The 16,215-nt window shown below is 64.1% G+C and carries 17 protein-coding genes and 1 pseudogene; 4 read left to right on the top strand and 14 right to left on the bottom strand.

Annotated elements, in window-relative coordinates; genetic code table 11:
• Positions 1 to 117 precede the first annotated feature (117 nt).
• A complete protein-coding gene (locus tag ABDW57_RS23915) occupies positions 118 to 1,053 on the bottom strand; it encodes an SMP-30/gluconolactonase/LRE family protein (protein ID WP_343732649.1) in 936 nt (311 codons plus the stop codon).
• Positions 1,050 to 2,021, bottom strand: coding sequence for a sensor domain-containing diguanylate cyclase (locus ABDW57_RS23920; protein WP_343732650.1), 972 nt, complete (start codon positions 2,019 to 2,021; stop codon positions 1,050 to 1,052). Before ABDW57_RS23920 ends, ABDW57_RS23915 begins: the two co-directional genes overlap by 4 nt.
• Here ABDW57_RS23920 and ABDW57_RS23925 point away from each other — a divergent pair.
• Together ABDW57_RS23925 and ABDW57_RS23930 are read left to right on the top strand one after the other, a co-directional pair.
• Positions 2,020 to 2,208: a hypothetical protein gene (locus ABDW57_RS23925; protein WP_343732651.1), complete on the top strand. Its 189-nt coding sequence runs from the start codon at positions 2,020 to 2,022 to the stop codon at positions 2,206 to 2,208. The genes ABDW57_RS23920 and ABDW57_RS23925 overlap by 2 nt on opposite strands.
• Before the next feature lie 74 nt (positions 2,209 to 2,282).
• Positions 2,283 to 2,489 carry a hypothetical protein gene (locus ABDW57_RS23930; RefSeq protein ID WP_343732652.1) on the top strand — a complete coding sequence of 69 codons (207 nt, stop codon included), beginning with the start codon at positions 2,283 to 2,285 and terminating at the stop codon, positions 2,487 to 2,489.
• A 1-nt stretch (position 2,490) separates the two neighbouring features.
• Here the strand turns inward: ABDW57_RS23930 and ABDW57_RS23935 are convergent, their stop codons facing one another.
• Together ABDW57_RS23935 and ABDW57_RS23940 are read right to left on the bottom strand one after the other, a co-directional pair.
• Positions 2,491 to 3,114, bottom strand: a complete 624-nt coding sequence (locus ABDW57_RS23935; protein ID WP_343732653.1) for an Hpt domain-containing protein — start codon at positions 3,112 to 3,114, stop codon at positions 2,491 to 2,493.
• Positions 3,115 to 3,197: 83 nt separating this feature from the next.
• Positions 3,198 to 4,136 (bottom strand): CAP domain-containing protein, encoded by a 939-nt coding sequence (locus ABDW57_RS23940; RefSeq protein WP_343732654.1) that lies wholly within the window; start codon positions 4,134 to 4,136, stop codon positions 3,198 to 3,200.
• A gap of 126 nt (positions 4,137 to 4,262) precedes the next feature.
• On the opposite strand from ABDW57_RS23940, the gene pssA reads away from it, so the two are divergent.
• On the top strand, positions 4,263 to 5,021 hold the full coding sequence (gene pssA / locus ABDW57_RS23945; RefSeq protein WP_343732667.1) for a CDP-diacylglycerol--serine O-phosphatidyltransferase: 759 nt from the start codon (positions 4,263 to 4,265) through the stop codon (positions 5,019 to 5,021).
• Here pssA and ABDW57_RS23950 read toward each other — a convergent pair.
• On the bottom strand, positions 5,018 to 5,935 hold the full coding sequence (locus ABDW57_RS23950) for an aldo/keto reductase (RefSeq protein ID WP_343732655.1): 918 nt from the start codon (positions 5,933 to 5,935) through the stop codon (positions 5,018 to 5,020). The two genes, pssA and ABDW57_RS23950, sit on opposite strands and share 4 nt — an antisense overlap.
• A 72-nt stretch (positions 5,936 to 6,007) precedes the next feature.
• On the opposite strand from ABDW57_RS23950, the gene ABDW57_RS23955 reads away from it, so the two are divergent.
• The gene (locus ABDW57_RS23955) at positions 6,008 to 7,309 is read left to right on the top strand and encodes an HDOD domain-containing protein (RefSeq protein WP_343732656.1); all 1,302 of its coding nucleotides are present in this window, start codon (positions 6,008 to 6,010) and stop codon (positions 7,307 to 7,309) included.
• Positions 7,310 to 7,371: 62 nt separating this feature from the next.
• Here ABDW57_RS23955 and ABDW57_RS23960 read toward each other — a convergent pair whose 3' ends face one another.
• The 9 genes and pseudogenes from ABDW57_RS23960 to ABDW57_RS24000 all read right to left on the bottom strand — a co-directional run bounded on the left by ABDW57_RS23960 (position 7,372) and on the right by ABDW57_RS24000 (position 15,960).
• Positions 7,372 to 8,517 carry a D-alanyl-D-alanine carboxypeptidase family protein gene (locus ABDW57_RS23960; protein ID WP_343732657.1) on the bottom strand — a complete coding sequence of 382 codons (1,146 nt, stop codon included), beginning with the start codon at positions 8,515 to 8,517 and terminating at the stop codon, positions 7,372 to 7,374.
• A 42-nt stretch (positions 8,518 to 8,559) separates the two neighbouring features.
• On the bottom strand, positions 8,560 to 9,228 hold the full coding sequence (locus ABDW57_RS23965; RefSeq protein WP_343732658.1) for an alpha/beta fold hydrolase: 669 nt from the start codon (positions 9,226 to 9,228) through the stop codon (positions 8,560 to 8,562).
• A gap of 5 nt (positions 9,229 to 9,233) precedes the next feature.
• A pseudogene (locus tag ABDW57_RS23970) lies at positions 9,234 to 9,557 on the bottom strand ((2Fe-2S) ferredoxin domain-containing protein); the annotation flags it as partial.
• A gap of 22 nt (positions 9,558 to 9,579) precedes the next feature.
• Positions 9,580 to 10,887, bottom strand: coding sequence for a VanZ family protein (locus ABDW57_RS23975; RefSeq protein ID WP_343732659.1), 1,308 nt, complete (start codon positions 10,885 to 10,887; stop codon positions 9,580 to 9,582).
• A complete protein-coding gene (locus tag ABDW57_RS23980) occupies positions 10,884 to 11,492 on the bottom strand; it encodes an ABC-type transport auxiliary lipoprotein family protein (RefSeq protein ID WP_343732660.1) in 609 nt (202 codons plus the stop codon). Before ABDW57_RS23980 ends, ABDW57_RS23975 begins: the two co-directional genes overlap by 4 nt.
• 10 nt (positions 11,493 to 11,502) lie before the next feature.
• Positions 11,503 to 12,441 carry an MlaD family protein gene (locus ABDW57_RS23985; protein WP_343732661.1) on the bottom strand — a complete coding sequence of 313 codons (939 nt, stop codon included), beginning with the start codon at positions 12,439 to 12,441 and terminating at the stop codon, positions 11,503 to 11,505.
• Complete coding sequence (locus tag ABDW57_RS23990; protein WP_343732662.1) at positions 12,441 to 13,283, bottom strand: ATP-binding cassette domain-containing protein; 843 nt, start codon at positions 13,281 to 13,283, stop codon at positions 12,441 to 12,443. The genes ABDW57_RS23985 and ABDW57_RS23990 overlap by 1 nt, the downstream gene beginning before the upstream one ends.
• A complete protein-coding gene (locus ABDW57_RS23995) occupies positions 13,280 to 14,398 on the bottom strand; it encodes an ABC transporter permease (protein WP_343732663.1) in 1,119 nt (372 codons plus the stop codon). Before ABDW57_RS23995 ends, ABDW57_RS23990 begins: the two co-directional genes overlap by 4 nt.
• Before the next feature lie 86 nt (positions 14,399 to 14,484).
• Positions 14,485 to 15,960 carry a DUF4080 domain-containing protein gene (locus ABDW57_RS24000; protein WP_343732664.1) on the bottom strand — a complete coding sequence of 492 codons (1,476 nt, stop codon included), beginning with the start codon at positions 15,958 to 15,960 and terminating at the stop codon, positions 14,485 to 14,487.
• Between the last annotated feature and the right edge of the window lie 255 nt (positions 15,961 to 16,215).

Below are 16,215 nucleotides of genomic sequence, written 5' to 3' on the forward strand. Positions count from 1 at the left end.
TGTTACACGCACTGGGCATTACCCGCGGCAGTTCAAACCGAAAACTGCCGCAAGCGTATTGAGGGGCATCAAAGGTTCTGCTTGCGTGTCCGAATGACAGAGCTGACCCCGAATTAATTAGTACGGTGAGCCGGTGACGTTGAGTTTGATTTGCCAGACGGCGCCGGCGCCGGTGATGTAGAGTGTTTTGCCATCGGCGCCGCCGAACGCGGCGTTGGTGACGTTGGCGTCCACTTTGATGGTGGCGATCTGCTTGCCGGCCGGCGTGAACACGCGCAGGCGCTTGTCGGTATGCTCGGTGACGTAGATGTTGCCGTGGCAGTCGATCGCCATGCCGTCCGGGATGCCCAGTTTTTCCACCAGCGTCTTGCCCTGCTGCGGCACACCGTTCACGATCGGATACGCGCGCAGCACGCCGTGCTCGCCCACCATGCCGTTCACGTACAGCACGTCACCCTTCGGTGACAGCGATACGCCATTCGGATTTTTCAGCGTGTCATCCACCACCGTGACTTTGCCATCGGTCGCCACGCGGTACACACGGGTTTTGTCCTGACCGCCCGGCGCAGCCTCGCGCTGGAAGTCCGGATCGGTGAAGTACAGGGTGCCGTCGGCTGCCAGTGTCAGATCGTTGGGCGAGTTGAAGACGTTGCCGTTGAACTTGCTCACCACGTCGCTGCGTTTGCCGTCCAGGGTGTAGCGCGAGACCGATTTGTATTTGTGGGTGCCGGCGATCAGGTTGCCTTTGCCATCGGTGGCCAGGCCGTTGCTGCCGCTGTCGTTGATCAGGGTGCTGACCTTGCCTTCGCTGTCCAGCTTGAGGATGCGCGACGGGAAGCCCGGGCCAAAGGTGAAGTCGGAAAAGTACAGCGCATCCTTGATCCACACCGGTCCTTCGTACAAGCCCGGCTCGCTGCGGGTGCTGTTGGCAGCGGCAATGCGGGTGGCGGTCAGTTCGCCGGACGGCGCGGCGCCGCTGCAGGTGCCGGTGGCGGCCATGGCGTACGGCGCGGCCAGTGCGGCCGCCAGAATCAAGGTACTGCGTAACTTCATGCTGCATTCTCCTGTTGGTGACGATAGACGATGACGCAATCGCGTCCTGCTTTTTTGGCGGCGTACAAACAGCTGTCGGCCGCGGCCAGTATGGCGGCGGCGTCGTTCAGGCGCTCTTTGTCGAAGGTGGCCACGCCAATGCTCATGGTGACGTGCGGCCGCGTGGCCGCCGGCGCGTGGTTGATGTTGAGTGAGGCGATCTTGGCGCGGATCGCTTCCGCATGCAGCGCAGCCTGCTCGGCGCTGGTGTCCGGCAGCACGGCGGCAAATTCTTCGCCGCCGTAGCGCGCCGCCAGGTCGGCCGGCCGCTGCAGCATGGAGGCGAACGCTTCCGCCACCAGGGTCAGGCAGGCGTCGCCCTGCTGGTGGCCGAAGTGGTCGTTGTAGGCCTTGAAGGAGTCGATGTCCATCAGCAGCAGCGACAGCTGGCCTTCGTTGCGCAGCGCGCGCCGCAGTTCGCGGTCGAGCGCGACGTCGAAGTGGCGGCGGTTGGCGATGCCGGTCAGGCCGTCCACGTAGGATTGCGCGCGCAGCGCTTCGGCCTGGCTGCGCAGCTGGCGCTCGCGGCCGACGATCGCGCTGATGTCGCTTACTTCGATCAGGCAGTAACGCTCCTTGCCTTCGTTGAAGGGGGTGACCGAGACCGCCTGTTCCACCCGCTCGCCGCCCCAGCTGCCGGCCGGGTACAGGGGGAACGGCGATGGATTCAGCGACGGCGACAGGGTCTGCGGCAGGTTGCTTTGCAGCGCGCTCAGCACGGCCTGCTCCAGCCGCTGGCCGCGCAGTTCGCCATACAGGTCGAACAGGTCCTGCCCCAGCACCCGGTGCGCCGATTTGCCGGAGCGGCTGGCCATCCATTGGTTCCACATGACGATGTGCATGCCGGCATCGATGACGATCAGGCCCAGCTGGGCCAGTCCGAGCACGCGCGCGGACAGGGTGGGCGGTACGGGAGCAAGTTCTGACATGCGTGCTTTCCTGAAAGGAATTATCAATCGTGTCCAGATTATAAGGGCCTTGTCGCACTATCCGCAGCTATCGCTCCCGGCTTTTTCATTGAAAAATATTTCGCCGGCTTTAGCCGCAGTGACCGTCGCGTTTATCCTGCTATTATTGATCGTCGCAAATGAAGATGCCGTTTCAGGCAACCGTTGAGAATTCTCATGTTTGCCGCAATTCCGCTGAAGTAATCTTGCAGTTGATCTGACTTGGCTGGAGAGGAGGGGATCGTGGAACCGATACAAGAGAGTGTCCCGGAGGACGGGCCCGGCATGCCGCCGCCCACCGCTTCGTCCGCGCCGCCGGTGCGCACGCGCCAGATGTTGCCGCCCAAGGGATCTTGTTGGTACTGCGAAAAACCGCTCGATAATGTGCGTCGTTTCTGCGACAAGGAGTGCGCCGACGCTTTTGACGAAGAGAAGGAATACACCCGCTAGCTCATTGCGCCATGGCCGCCTGCAGGGTCGCCAGCGCCGCTTCAAAGTCAAACTGGTGCGCCGCTTCGGTCACTTCCTGAAACACTTCCACGCCCAGGCTTGCCGCCAGCACGGTGGCCGACTGCTCCAGCACGTCGATGGCCGCGCCATCCCCTTCATCCAGCAAGCGCGACAGATGTAATAGCAGCATGCGCGTTTCCGGCAGCTGCGTTGCCGCCGTTGTCGGCTGGCCATGTGCCGCCAGCATTTGCTGCGGGTCGCTGTCGAGCACGGCGTCAATCACCGCGATCAGGCTGCGCAGCGCCTGCTCCAGCTGCGCCAGCAGGGCGGACCAGCTGCTGGCCGGCCCCGCGCACAGCGGTTCCAGCTGCGCCGCCAGCAGATACAGCTGTTGCGCGCCAATCATGCCGGCCGCGCCCTTGAGGGTGTGGACGATGCGCTGCGCGTGGCCCGGTTCGCCGCCGGTCAGCGCCTTGCGCGTTTCGCAGCCGCTGTCCGGATAGCGCTGCCGGAAGCGGCGCAGGATTTGCAGATAGAGGTCGCGATCGCCCATCAGCTGCTGCAGGCCGGTTTCCACTTGCAGGATGTGGCCCGCAGCGGGAGCGGGCGTGCTGGTTGAGGTCATCGTGCGGATGGGCTGGTGGTGTTACCGCTAAGATAGCAGACCCGGCCGCCGCACAGAGTTAATTTCATGCAACATCGGCAGCTTTATTTGGTGGTGAACGACCAGCTGCGGCTGACCGCCACGCCGCCCACGGTGCCGCTGAAGCTGACGTCGTACACGGTGGCGCTCTTCAGCGGCACCAGCGGCACGATGGCGGCCGCGCTGGTGGTCTGGCTGGTGCCGGCCGCCGCGCTCAGCAGGCGCGTGCTGAGCGCCGTGCCGCCGCGCGGCGTGACGGTAAAGTTTTGCACCGTCACCAGGCTGCCGCTGTCGGCGTGCACGCTGATCGGGTAGCCCACCTCGTTCTGGTTTGGCACCGGATCGGGCGATTCGCTGTCGCTGAAGAAATTGGCCGGCACGCCGGTCTGGTTGCTGACCGGGTAGACGATGAATCTGCCCGCGCCCAGCCCGCTCAGGCCATTTACCGCGGCAAAGTCGGCGGTGAAATAGGTGTAGCTGCCGGGAATGGTGGCGGCGCCGGTGCCGATTTCCTTGAACACCGGTTCAAAGATCACGAAACGGTGGTAAATGGCGGTGATCAGTTCCTCCGCCTGGTAGAAGCCGGAACCGCTGGTGGTGGCGGAAATCACTTCTCCGGCCGAGTAGGAGCCGCTGAGGACGTAGCCGGCCGCCTTCAGGCGGTCGGTCAGCGATACACCGGTAAACCCGCCCAGGCCCTGGGTCTGTTCGTGGGTGATGGTGCGGTTGATGCGCTGGTAGTCCGAGTGGCCCTGGGCCGCCGTGTCGATCCGGGCGTTACGTGCGAGCGTGGACAGCCCGGCCTGCGCGCGCCGGTAATTGAACCAGTTATAACCGTCGGTGGCGGTATTGCCGGTGAGCGTGGGCGCGCCCGGCTCCTGCGTCACCGGTGGGTTGGTGGTGGGGGGGCCGGTGACAGCCGAGGTGTCGCCGCCGCCGCCGCCGCAGGCGGCCAGCAGTGCCGAGCTCAGCAGGGCCGCTACGGATAAACGCCAGTTTTGCATGATGAACTCCTGTGCCATGGTAGCGATTCTATGCCGGATTCTGGATTTCGCCGCATCCGTTACACATGTTAAGCTTGCCGTTTCTTTAGGATTGCACACGTTTTGAAGCCATTACGCCATCCGCGCATGCAGCGCGCCAAGTTTGCCCTGCCCAGCATGGTGACCCTGATGTCGATCGCCTGCGGTTTCGGCAGCATCGTCATTTCGGTCGACAATGCCATGGTCGGCGCCGCCCAGGATTACCGTCTGGCCGCGGTGCTGCTGGTGCTGGCCGGCGTGTTTGACGCGCTGGACGGCATGGTGGCGCGCGCCACCAATACCCAGTCCGACTTCGGCATGCAGCTCGATTCGATTGCGGACGTGATGAATTTCGGCTGCGCGCCGGGCCTGCTGTTGTATTGCTGGGGCTTCCAGCAGCTGGGGCTCGATCATCCGACCCTGCTGCGCCTGGGCGGCATGGCCAGCTTCTTCTTCGTGGCCTGCGGCGCGCTGCGGCTGGCGCGCTTCAATGTGAACGTGGGCCGCACCGATCCGCGTTATTTTGTCGGCATGCCGATCACGGCCGGTGCGGCCTGCGTAGCCTCGGTGGTGGTGGCGTGGCCGGAGCCGGCGGCGTCGGCCCTGCAGGGCAGCCTGATCGTGCTGCTGCTGTTCGTGGTGGGCACGCTGATGGTGTCCACCGTGCGCTTTCCCAGCTCCAAGCAAAAGAAGAGCTGGACCGCGCTGGTGCTGCTGCTGATTAACCTCGGCCTGCTGGCCTGGCTGCAGGCTTTGTATTTCGTGCTGTTCTTTGCCTGCTACATCACGTTCACGCTGGCGCTGAACGCCGCCTGGAAGACCGGCTGGACCGGCATCGCCCCGCCGGCCGTCTACCAGGACGATTAAGCCACTTCGTGGCCGCGCGCCGCGCGCAGGATTTCAAACCATTGCGTGCGGCTCAGGCTGAACTGGGTCGCTTGCACCGCTTCCCGCACCGCCTCGATGCGGCCCGAGCCGGTCAGCGGCAGCGGACGGCTTGGCAGTTGCATAATCCACGCAAACACCACGCTGCCGAATGGGCGCTGCAGCTCGTCGGCCACCTTCTGGATCGCCGCGCGCACGCGCACGCCGGCCGCGTCGTCGCTGCTGAACAGGCGGCCGCCGCCCAGTGGCGACCAGATCATCGGCGCCACGCCCAGGTCTTGCAGGCCGTCGAAGGTTTCATCGAACATCGGCGCCACGCACAGCGGCGAGAATTCCACCTGGTTGGTGGCCAGCGCGATGCGGCGGTTCAGGCTTTCAAACTGGTGGCGGCTGAAGTTGGATACGCCAAAGTGCTTGACCTTGCCATCCTGGCGCAGGCGCGCGAAGGCGCCGGCAATCTCATCGAAGTTCATCAGCGGGTCGGGGCGGTGGATCAGCAGCAGGTCCAGATGGTCGGTGCCCAGCTGGCGCAGCGAGTTTTCGGCCGAGGCGATGATGTGGCTGGCGCTGGTGTCATAGTGCTGGATGGTGTGTTCCGGGCGCGTCGCCGAAATCAGCTTGATGCCGCATTTGCTGACGATCTGCATCTTGTCGCGCAGCGAAGGCTGCAGCGCCAGCGCTTCGCCAAAGGTGGCTTCCACGCCGTAGCCGCCGTAGATGTCGGCGTGGTCGAAGCTGGTGACGCCCATGGCCAGCGCTTGCTCGATCCAGCCGACGCGCTGCTGCGGCGTCAGCTTCCATTCATTCATGCGCCACATCCCGGCCACGATGCGCGACAGCGTCAGGCCGCCTTGGTAGGTCACGAGGGAGGGGCAGGTCAGGTCGGTCATGGGCATACTTTCCTAGGTCAATGAGAGGCAGGAATTATAGTATGATCAGGACGTACGCCAGACCGAACGGAGGGATCAGTGGGATTGTTATCGTTTCTGAAATCGAAGCCGGAACCTGCAGCCGCGCCGGCCAGCGCGCCGCCAGCGGCCGCGCCGTCGGTGCCCGCCACTGCCGCCACGGAGGCCGGCGCCATGGTCTGCCGTGCCGAAATTGTCGATGAGCGTCACAGCCTGTGCGGCTACCGCTTCAGCACGCCGGAGCCGGAGCCGGCCATGCTTGAGACCTTGGCGGCGGCCGGGGTGCCGGAGTTTGCCCGCCAGCGCGTGGCGCTGGTGCCGCTCGATCTGGACGCGCTGGCGGCCGATCTGCACCTGCCGCTGCTTGCGCCACACACGATTTTCCTGTTCGACCGTCAGGCCGCCGGGCTGCCGGCGGCCGACATCGCCGCCCGCCTGAGCGCCTTGCGCGCCGCCGGCAGCAAGGTCGCCCTGCACGGGGTGACGCTGGACGAGGACGATGCCCAGCTGCTGGCGGTGGCGGATATGGTGGTGCTGCATCTGAATCAACACGCGCTGGCCGATTTCCAGACCCTGTCCAAGCAGCTGCGCCTGCGCTATCCGGAGCTGAAGCTGGTGGTGGACGGCGTCGAGTCCTGGGACGAGCGCCGCATGTGCGCCTCGTGGGGCGCGAATTTCTTCATGGGCCATTTCCTGACCACCACCGACAAGGTGGACCCGGACGCCAAGATCGACCAAAGCCGCATGACCTCGATCGAGCTGCTCAACCTGCTGCGCACCGACGCCGAGCTGCCGGCCATGATCGAGGTGGCCAAGCGCGACCCGGGCATGACTTATCAGGTGCTGCAATGGGCCAACGCGCCGGGCAGCGGCCAAACCACCAAGGTGACCAGCTTGCAGCAGGCGTTCATGGTGCTGGGACGCAATCAGCTGTATCGCGGCTTGACGGTGTCCATGTTCCGCCTGGGCGGCGGCGCCACCAGGGACCGCGATGAATCGCTGCTGGAAATCGCCCTGACCCGTGCGCGTTTCCTGGAGACGTGCAGCAAGCTGCCGCAGGCCAAGTGCGATGAGCTGTTCCTGGTGGGCTTGCTGTCGCTGTTTGATGTGCTGCTGGGCGTGCCGATGGCCAATCTGGTCGGCAAGATGCAGTTATCGGACGATATCCGCGACGTGCTGCTGGGGCAGGAGGGCGTGTACGGCCCGTATCTGACGATGGTGCTGCTGCTGGAGCGTAACAAGGTCGAGCGCGCGCTGGACATTGCCGCCACGCTGGAGGTGGATGTCGACGGCCTGCCGCAAGTGGGACAGGCCGCCTTCGAGTGGGCGCAGGAATCGATGCAGCAGACCAGCGCTGACTGAACCCGCCCAGTGGAATGCATCGGGGTCTGACCCTGCGGGTCAGACCCCTCGGGGTGCGGGGTTCACTTCAGCCAGAGGCGGATCGAGTCCCAGGCGCGGCCGAAGATCGAGGCTTGTTCCACGGTCTCCAGCGCCACCACCGGCAGTTCCAGCATCGGCTTGCCGTCCACCACCATTTTCAGGGTGCCGACGCGGCTGTTTTCCGCCAATGGCGCCACCAGCGGGTCCTTGCGCTCCAGCGCCGGCTTCATCTTGGCGGCCACGCCCTTCGGCACGGTCACCATCACGTCCTGCGCAAAGCCGATCTTGACCGCGTTCTTCGAGCCTTTCCAGATTTCCGGGGTGGCGATCGGCTGGCCTTTCGAGTACAGCTTGACGGTGTCGAAGTTCTGGAAGCCCCAGTTCAGCAGCTTCTGGCTTTCCTGGGTGCGCACCTGGTCGGACGACGTGCCCAGCACCACCGAGATCAGGCGGCGCTCGCCGGTGCCGTTCGGACGCTTGGCCGAGGCGATCATGCAGTAGCCGGCCGCTTCGGTGTGGCCGGTCTTCATGCCGTCCACGGTCGGATCCAGCCACAGCAGGCGGTTGCGGTTCTGCTGGGTGATCTTGTTGTAGGTGAAGCTTTTCACCGAGTCAATCTTGTAGAACTCCGGGAAGTCCTTGATCACGTGCTGGGCCAGCACCGACAGGTCTTGCGCGGTCGAATAGTTTTCCGGCGACGGCAGGCCGTGCGGATTGGCAAAATGGGTCGAGGTCAGGCCCAGGCGCTGGGCTTCCTTGTTCATCATCGCCACGAAGGCGGACTCGTCGCCGGCGACCGCTTCGGCCAGCGCCACGGCGGCGTCGTTACCGGACTGCACCATCAGGCCGTACAGCAGGTCGTTGATGCTGACCGGGGTGGCCGGGTCGATGAACATCTTCGAGCTGGAGGAATCCACTTTCCAGGCCTTGGTCGAGACGTTGACCATCTGGTTGAGGGTGATTTTCTTGTCGCGCAGCGCACCGAAGGTGACGTAGGCGGTCATGATCTTGGTCAGCGACGCCGGCTCGATGCGGGCGTTCGGGTCCTGCGAGGCGATGATCTGGCCGCTGGTGGCGTCCAGCAGCAGCCAGGATTTGGCGGCGATGGTCGGGGCCGGCAGCGTCTGCGCCACGGCCGAGGTCATCAACATCACACTGGTGGCCAGTGCCGCGATAATTTTCTTCATGTGATCTGGTGTAAAAGTTAAAAGCGTAAGAATTATAGGGCTTTAGTCGGCGCTTGCGGTGTCCGTTTCAGCCTCGTCTAAGCCGCGGCGGCCCCACAGCTGCAGCACCCAGCTCTTGATGTGGCCGAGCTTGCGGTGGAAGAAATGGTCGGCGCCGGGGATCACGATCACCGGAATCTCCTGCGGCCGCAGCCAGTCCAGCACGTCGATCAGCGGGATGGTGTCGTCGTGCTCGCCGTGGATCAGGATGGTGTCGGCCGGGATGTCGGCCATTTCCCATTTCTTGGCGGCAGCGCCCACCAGCACCAGGCGCTCGGCCGGCGTGCCGGCGGCGGCCAGGCGTTGCGCCAGGTGGGTCTGCACATAGGTGCCGAAGGAGAAGCCCGACAGCGCCACCGGCAGGCCGGGGAATTTGTCAGTCATCCAGGCGTGCAGGATGGCCATGTCATCGGTCTCGCCCTTGCCGTGGTCGTGCACGCCTTCGGACCGGCCGACGCCGCGGAAGTTGATGCGCGCCACCACGTAGCCGAGGCTGACGAAGGTGCGCATCAGGGTGACGGCCACCTTGTTGTCCATGGTGCCGCCGTACAGCGGATGCGGGTGCGCCACCAGGGCGATGCCGCGTGGCGCCGCGTCGTTGTGGGGATAATCGATGACGCCTTCCATTTGGCCGGCGCCGCCGGCCAGGGTGAATTTTTCGCTCTTGTTCATATACCTTAGATTTTCAGACGTTCCACAACCTTGCCGTTGACCAGGTGACTGTCGATGATTTCATCGATGTCGCTGGTGTCGACGTAGGTGTACCAGGTGCCTTCCGGGTAGACCACCATCACCGGGCCTTCGTCGCAGCGGTCCAGGCAGCCGGCCTGGTTGATGCGGACCTTGCCGGCGCCATTCAGGTTGAGTTCCTTGCAGCGTTTCTTGGCGTGTTTTTGCGCGGTTTCGGCGCCGTGGTCGCCGCAGCTGTTGCGGCCGTCGTCACGCTTGTTCATGCAGAAGAAGACGTGATGCTTGAAGTAGGGGGTATCGCTCATGGCCGTGCCTCGGTAAAAGTGGTAGCCGCTATGATACCTTGGCGGCGTTCAGCTTGTGGGACGGCAGCCACAGGAACCAGACCGCGAAGAATGGCCACAGCAGCGACAGGAACTGGGCCGCGCCATTGAAATTCAGGAACTTGCCTTGCACCCATGTTTGCAAAGTGGCCACGAAATACGGGTTGGCCGGGGTGGTGTTGATGATGACCAGTCCCAGCAGCAGGGTGGTGACGGCCAGCCGGCGCTGCGCCACATGCGGCGCGTAAGCCAGGCCGGCCAGCATGATGGCGCCGATCAGGAAGCCGCCCTCGGCGCCGGGGGTGACCCAGACGAAGGCGTTTTCAGGCGAGAACAGCAGGGCCGAGGCCAGCGCTTTCACCAGGATCGACGAGGCGATCATGGCGCCCACCAGCAGGCCGCGCGGCGAGGGCTTGCGCAGCAGGCACAACAGGGTCAGGCCGGCGCCGACCATGCCGCAGGCGGTGATGATGGTTTCGGACAGCCAGTATTGCTCGACCGTGAGGTCGACGTCCGGGCGCACGAAGCTGGCCAGGTCGATTTCCATGTCCAGCAATTGCGACAGCCAGTCGGACAGGATGGGCAGCAGCTGGCCCAGGCCATACAGGAAATTTTGCGGATAGATCTGCGCCAGCGGCCACAGGGCCAGCAGCACCAGGCCCTGGCTGGCATGCGGGGCGAACCAGGCCTGGCGCAGGCGCTGCAGCTGGCTCTGGTCGAGCAGGCGGCGCACGGTCAGCACGCCGATCAGGCCGCCGATGGCGCAGCCGGCGGCGTTGGTGTAGAAGTCCAGGTTGGAGGAGACGCGGCTGGGCAGGTAAGTCTGCACCGCTTCCATGGTGCCGGAGACCAGCAGGCCGCTGGCGCTGGCAATCAGCAGCGCCCAGATGCCTTTGATGCGCGGGTACAGCGCGTATGCGATCAGGGTGCCGAACGGGATGTAGCCGATGACGTTGATGATGGCATCGAACTTGGTCCAGTAGCGCGGCATGCTGGTCGTCTCCAGGAAGATCAGCGGCGACAAGCCCTGGTTGTGCCAGCCGGAGAAGGGAAACCAGCTGGCGTAGACGATCAGCAGCAGATACGCCAGCAGCGCCGCCCGCGTGATGGGCGAGGTCTTGCTGACCGGCGCAAGCGGCGGCCGCGCCGCAGCCCCCTTGGCCGGGGCTGCGGCGTGCGCGAGCGCTTCGCCCGGTGCCGCTGCTGGCGCGGCATCCGCTGCCGGTGCGGCCGGCGCAGAAGCCGGCAGCGCGGCGGGCACCTGCTCCGGCGCCGGCGTGGCGCCGGATGCAGGTCCGGGTGGGGCGTTTTCCGTCATTTGGACGGCGGCAGCGCCGCCAGCCAGGTGATCAGGTCCGTGGCGACGGCATCGCTGGCATCGGCCAGCGCGCGCGCGCCGCCGGCGGCATCGGCGCTGCTGGCCGGCGCGCTGCGGGTGAAGGTCTTCTGATCCACCAGCCGGTGATTGCGGAACACCGACGCGCGCAGACTCAGCACGCCGTTGCTGCTGGTGGCTGTATCGAAGTTCTGCGCAAAGTCCACCACTTCCATGCGCAGCACCGTGGCGCTGGCGGCGGCATCGGTGGTGGACAGCACCTGCGCACCGGCCTGGCCGATGCGCGCCTTGATGCGCTGGGTAAGCAGCTGGGCCGGCGTGCTGACCCACTGGTTGTAGGCATATGGCCGCGACTGGCGCGCATCGGCATACAGCAGGCGGTAATGCATGCGCTCTGTATCCAGCGCCGCCGGCCCGCTCACATCGGCCACGATGATCGCGCCGATGCTGGCGCTGGCAGGCGCGGCGGCAGCCGGCAGTGGACCGAAGTCATATTGCGCGGTCGGCTGTCCCTTGCTGGCGCAAGCGCCCAGCGTCACAGCCATGGCAACGATAGCGAGCGTATTGCGGAAAAGTGTGTTCGTCATCTCGAAGTCCTTATTTGGCAGGCGCGGTAAAGCCTTCTTCGCCGGGGCCGGGCGGCGTGCCGGGCGCACCGAAGATCAGGCTTTGCGGACGGTCGTTAATCTTGTTCATGGTCTTGCGCAGCGCGCGCATCGACGCGCGCGTGTCGTCCGACAGCGAATTCACCTGCGGCAGCGTATCGAGCTCCAGCCCACCGGCCACCGCATCCACCGAACCGCCGATGCGCTCCACCGTGGTCGTGATGCGATCGATCGGGCCGTCCTTGGCCTGCAGGTTGGTGGTCAGCTTGTTCACATCCGTGGCCAGCGCATTCACCGAATTCAAGGTCTTCTGCGTTTGATCGGCCAGCGCCGGCAGCTTGTCGATGGTCGGCTGCAGCTTGTCGGGTAGCTCGCGGTATTTCTGCGCCGTCGTGCTGACATCGGCAAACGCGCCGAGGATCACCTTCTGGTTATCAGGGCTGAGCAGCGTATTCAGGCGGCGCGTCACTTCCTCGGTCTGCGACAGGATCTCCTTGCCGCGCTTTTCGATCTGGTCGAACAGGCCGGCGCGCAGCGGGATGCGCGCCGGATGATCGGCGCTGGAACGCAGCAGCGGCGAACCGACCTTGTCGTCATCCAGCGCGATGAAGGCGATGCCGGTCACGCCCTGGTAGCCCAGCGAAGCAAAGGTGGTGGTGGTGATGGGCGCATCCGAATCGATGTTCAGCACCACCAGGATCTGGCCGGCCACCTTGGGATCGAAATCGATGCCGCCGACGCGGCCCACTTCCAGCCCGCGATAGCGGATCGGCGCCTGCGGATTCAGGCCGGGAATCGCCTGCGTGGTGGCGATCACGTACGGCGTGCGTTCCACGCGGTCGCGGTTGAACCAAAGGCCGTACAGGATCGCCGCTATCAGCAGCGTGATCGTGAAAAAGCCGGTAGTAAGGGCATGGGATCGGTTTTCCATCAGTGCTCCGTTGGTGTTTTTTCTTCCAGCGCTTCCAGGGCGCGGCGGCCACGGTCGCCAAGGAAGAACTCCTTGATGAACGGGTGGTCGACTTTCAGCAGATCGCTCAGCGGGCCAAGCGCAATCACGTGTTTTTCCGCCAGCACGGCGATGCGGGTGGACAGGGCGAACAGCGTGTCCAGATCGTGCGTCACCATCACCACCGTCAGTCCCAGCTCGCGGTGCAGCGATTTAATCAGCGCCACAAAGGCTTCCGACAGATCGGGATCGAGGCCGGCGGTGGGCTCGTCGAGGAACAGCAGCTTGGGCTCCAGCGCCAGGGCGCGCGCCAGCGCCACCCGCTTGACCATGCCGCCCGACAGGTCGGACGGCATCTTGTTGGCGTGTTCGGGGCCGAGGCCCACCATATTCATTTTCAGCAGCACGGCGTCGTGCACCAGGTCTTCCGGCAGCACTTGCAGTTCGCGCATCGGCTGGGCGATGTTCTCGAACACCGTCAATGCCGAATACAGCGCACCCTGCTGGAACAGCATGCCCCAGTGGTTGCGCAGCTGCTGCAGCTGGTCGGAATCGATCTCGCTGATGTCTTCACCAAACACCCGCACGCAGCCGCGCGCCGGGCGCTCAAGCCCCAGCATCTGCCGCACCAGCGTGGTCTTGCCGGTGCCGGAGCCGCCGACGATGGACATGATCTCGCCCTGTTCGATTTCCAGGTTCAAATCCTGATGCACCACCGTGCGGCCGTACTTGGTCCACAGGCCGGTGATCTCGACCACCGGCACGCTGCCATCGAGCGTCAGTTCGCCGGTGCCTGGGCCGCAGGTGCTTTCATGTTCGCTCATCCCGAGAACCCCACGCCGCTGAAGATAATCGCAAACACCGCGTCGGCCAGGATCACGGCTGTAATCGCGGTGACCACGGAGGTGGTGGTGCCGCGTCCCAGGCTCTCGGTATTCGGCTTGATGCGCAGGCCGAAGTGGCAGGACACCAGTGCAATCAGCATGCCGAACACCACGCCCTTGCCGATGCCGATCAGGTAATTCGCCAGCGGCACGGCTTCAGGTAGTTTCAGCAGGAAGTACTGCGGCGACAGGTTCAGCTCCATTTTGGCCGACAGCATGCCGCCCATCAGCGCGATGGTATCGGTCCAGATCACCAGCAGCGGCATGGCCACCGCCAGTGCCAGCACCTTGGGCAGGATCAGGCGGAAGCCGTGCGAGATGCCCATCACCAGCATGGCGTCCAGCTCCTCGGTCACACGCATCACGCCCAGCTGCGCGGTGATGGAGGAGCCGGAGCGGCCGGCCACCAGGATCGCCGCCAGCAACGGCCCCAGTTCACGGATGATGGCCATGCCGAGCAGATTGACCAGGAAAATGTCGCCGCCGAAGTTACGCAGCTGCTGCGCCGATAGATACGAGAACACCACGCCGATCAAAAAGCCCACCAGCGCCGTGATGCCCAGCGCCTGGAAGCCCGCGTGATAGATGTTGGCGGAGATTTCCTTCCACGGCCCGCGCAGCGGATTGCGCAGGAAGCGCCAACTGTCCAGCACCACCTGGCCGATCAGGCGCAGCAGGCCGGCCAGGTGCTCGAAGAACAGCAGCATGGCGAAGCCCAGTTTCATCACCAGCGTCAGACGGTTCTGGCGCGCGCGCGGCAGTTCCAGCGTGCCGGTGGTTTCAAGCCGTTTGAAGAATTCTTCCAGTCCCGGCGCCAGTTGCAGATGGGCGGGACGGGTCTTGCCCCAGGCGTTCCAGAACAACTGGGCGCCGATGTGGTCCATGCTGTCGACGGCCGACAGGTCCCATATCAGCTGGTCGCCCTTGAGTGTTTTGAGGAAGGTGGTGATGGTGGCCATGGCCTTGCCCTGCGCCAGAGCGTGCACTTGCCATGTGCCGGTCGCGGCGACGGCGCCGGCATTGAGGGTCAGGGTAGGCTCTTGGGCAGTAGGCATAACCTCAAGTTTAAGGGAGTTTGGCCCCGGCCGCTACCAGAGCCTACGTCCGGGGTGCGCTGCCTCGCTCTTAAGGAGGATGCCGTTCAGGCGGCCAGACGACGGGCCTGACGCTTGGGCGCCGGCGTCTCGGCCGGCTTGGGCTTGGCGCCGCCGCTGTAGTCGCTGGCCAGCAGGGCGTCGGCGCCGGCCTTGTCCATGCCCTGGGTCTGCAGATAGCGCGCCACCAGGGCCACCAGCCGCTCCAGCGCGATGCGGTGGGTGGCGTCGGTGTTTGCGTACAGCCAGTCGGAGAAGGCCATGAAGCGCTGGAATGGCGCATCGCCCAGCAGCACCGGCAGCGTATGGGCGAAGCGGCCGGAGTTCGCCACCAGATCCCAGTAGCGCGCAAAGCGCACCAGCCGCTGCATGGTGCTGAAGTCGATGTCCTTGTTGGCCAGGATGGTGTACGGCGCATATGGGTCGTACACCATGCCGTATTCCTGCGTGTGACGGATGATCGGCGTGCCGCGCAGGCGCTTCAGGATGCCGAACTGGATCTCGTGCGGCTCCAGCGCCCACAGCTTGTTGAAGCCCTCGGCAAAGCTCTCCACCGTCTCGCCGGGCAGGCCGGCGATCAGGTCGACGTGCATGTGGGCGTGCGATTGTTTGGTCAGCCAGCGGATGTTGTCGGCGGCCTTCTGGTTGTCCTGCTTGCGGCTGACCAGCGCCTGCACCTCGGGGTTGAAGCTCTGGATGCCGATCTCGAACTGCAGCGCGCCCGGCGGGAATTTGGCGATGCCCTCTTTCAGCGCATCCGGCAGATGGTCCGGCACCAGCTCGAAGTGGGCGTAGACCGGATCGTCGGGATTGGCTTCCAGCTTATCAAGGAAGAATTGCATGATCTTCAGGCTGGTCTTGATATTCAGGTTGAAGGTGCGGTCGACAAACTTGAACAGGCGCGCGCCGCGCTGATACAGCGACTCCATCTCGGCCAGGAAGCTGTCCAGCGCGAACGGCCATGCCGTCTTGTCCAGGGCGGACAGGCAGAACTCGCACTTGAACGGGCAGCCGCGCGAGGCTTCCACGTACAGGGTACGGTTCTTGATATCGTCGTCCGTGTACAAGGAGTAGGGCAGCTTGATCTCGGCCATGGGCGGTTGCACGCCGGCGTGCACCTTCATCAGCGGCTTGGGGCCGTGCAGGATCTCACCGCACAGCTTGGGGAAGGTGACGTCGCCCCAGCCGGTGATCACATAGTCGGCCAGCTTGACGATGTCTTGCTCATTGGTCTCGTGCGAAACTTCCGGGCCGCCCAGCACCACGGTGACCTGCGGCGCCACGCGCTTGAGCATGGCCACCACTTTGGTGGTCTCTTCGACATTCCATATATAGATGCCGAAACCGACGATCTTGGGCGAGTAAGCCAGGATGCGTTCAACAATCTCGGTCGCCTTGGCGCCGATGACAAATTCCTGCAGATGCGTTTGCGTCTGCAGCTCGCCCATATTCGCTAACAGATAGCGCAGGCCCAGCGAAGCGTGGGTATATCGGGCGTTGAGGGTGGTGAGCAAAATAGACATGCGACTATTTTACTTGAGGGGTTGACGGCTGGCACGTCATCCCCCATAATCTCGTTCCTCTGCTGCTGAACACAACGCTTCGCAGCAGTTAAAAAGACCCTGATCTTTAAAAAATTACAGTCGATAAGTGTGGGCGTTTGATGCTGCAACAAAAAGCATTAAATGCTCAACAAGAAATACTGTCAGTATTTTGAGTGAGCGAACCTGGTCAGAAATGACCACAAACAGAGATTAAACTAAAGAGTTTGATCCTGG

The sequence above is a fragment of the Duganella sp. genome, assembly GCF_039595735.1.
Classification (GTDB): Bacteria; Pseudomonadota; Gammaproteobacteria; order Burkholderiales; family Burkholderiaceae_D; genus Rugamonas.

Bases quoted from the DNA above. Each gene is read 5' to 3' on its own strand.
- ABDW57_RS23980 (WP_343732660.1), bottom strand. From the start codon at position 11,492: ATGACGAACACACTTTTCCGCAATACGCTCGCTATCGTTGCCATGGCT.
- pssA (WP_343732667.1), top strand. From the start codon at position 4,263: ATGCAGCGCGCCAAGTTTGCCCTGCCCAGCATGGTGACCCTGATGTCG.
- ABDW57_RS23975 (WP_343732659.1), bottom strand. From the start codon at position 10,887: ATGACGGAAAACGCCCCACCCGGACCTGCATCCGGCGCCACGCCGGCG.
- ABDW57_RS24000 (WP_343732664.1), bottom strand. From the start codon at position 15,960: ATGTCTATTTTGCTCACCACCCTCAACGCCCGATATACCCACGCTTCG.
- ABDW57_RS23920 (WP_343732650.1), bottom strand. From the start codon at position 2,021: ATGTCAGAACTTGCTCCCGTACCGCCCACCCTGTCCGCGCGCGTGCTC.
- ABDW57_RS23940 (WP_343732654.1), bottom strand. From the start codon at position 4,136: ATGCAAAACTGGCGTTTATCCGTAGCGGCCCTGCTGAGCTCGGCACTG.
- ABDW57_RS23925 (WP_343732651.1), top strand. From the start codon at position 2,020: ATGCGTGCTTTCCTGAAAGGAATTATCAATCGTGTCCAGATTATAAGG.
- ABDW57_RS23965 (WP_343732658.1), bottom strand. From the start codon at position 9,228: ATGAACAAGAGCGAAAAATTCACCCTGGCCGGCGGCGCCGGCCAAATG.
- ABDW57_RS23995 (WP_343732663.1), bottom strand. From the start codon at position 14,398: ATGCCTACTGCCCAAGAGCCTACCCTGACCCTCAATGCCGGCGCCGTC.
- ABDW57_RS23915 (WP_343732649.1), bottom strand. From the start codon at position 1,053: ATGAAGTTACGCAGTACCTTGATTCTGGCGGCCGCACTGGCCGCGCCG.
- ABDW57_RS23935 (WP_343732653.1), bottom strand. From the start codon at position 3,114: ATGACCTCAACCAGCACGCCCGCTCCCGCTGCGGGCCACATCCTGCAA.
- ABDW57_RS23960 (WP_343732657.1), bottom strand. From the start codon at position 8,517: ATGAAGAAAATTATCGCGGCACTGGCCACCAGTGTGATGTTGATGACC.
- ABDW57_RS23950 (WP_343732655.1), bottom strand. From the start codon at position 5,935: ATGCCCATGACCGACCTGACCTGCCCCTCCCTCGTGACCTACCAAGGC.
- ABDW57_RS23985 (WP_343732661.1), bottom strand. From the start codon at position 12,441: ATGGAAAACCGATCCCATGCCCTTACTACCGGCTTTTTCACGATCACG.
- ABDW57_RS23990 (WP_343732662.1), bottom strand. From the start codon at position 13,283: ATGAGCGAACATGAAAGCACCTGCGGCCCAGGCACCGGCGAACTGACG.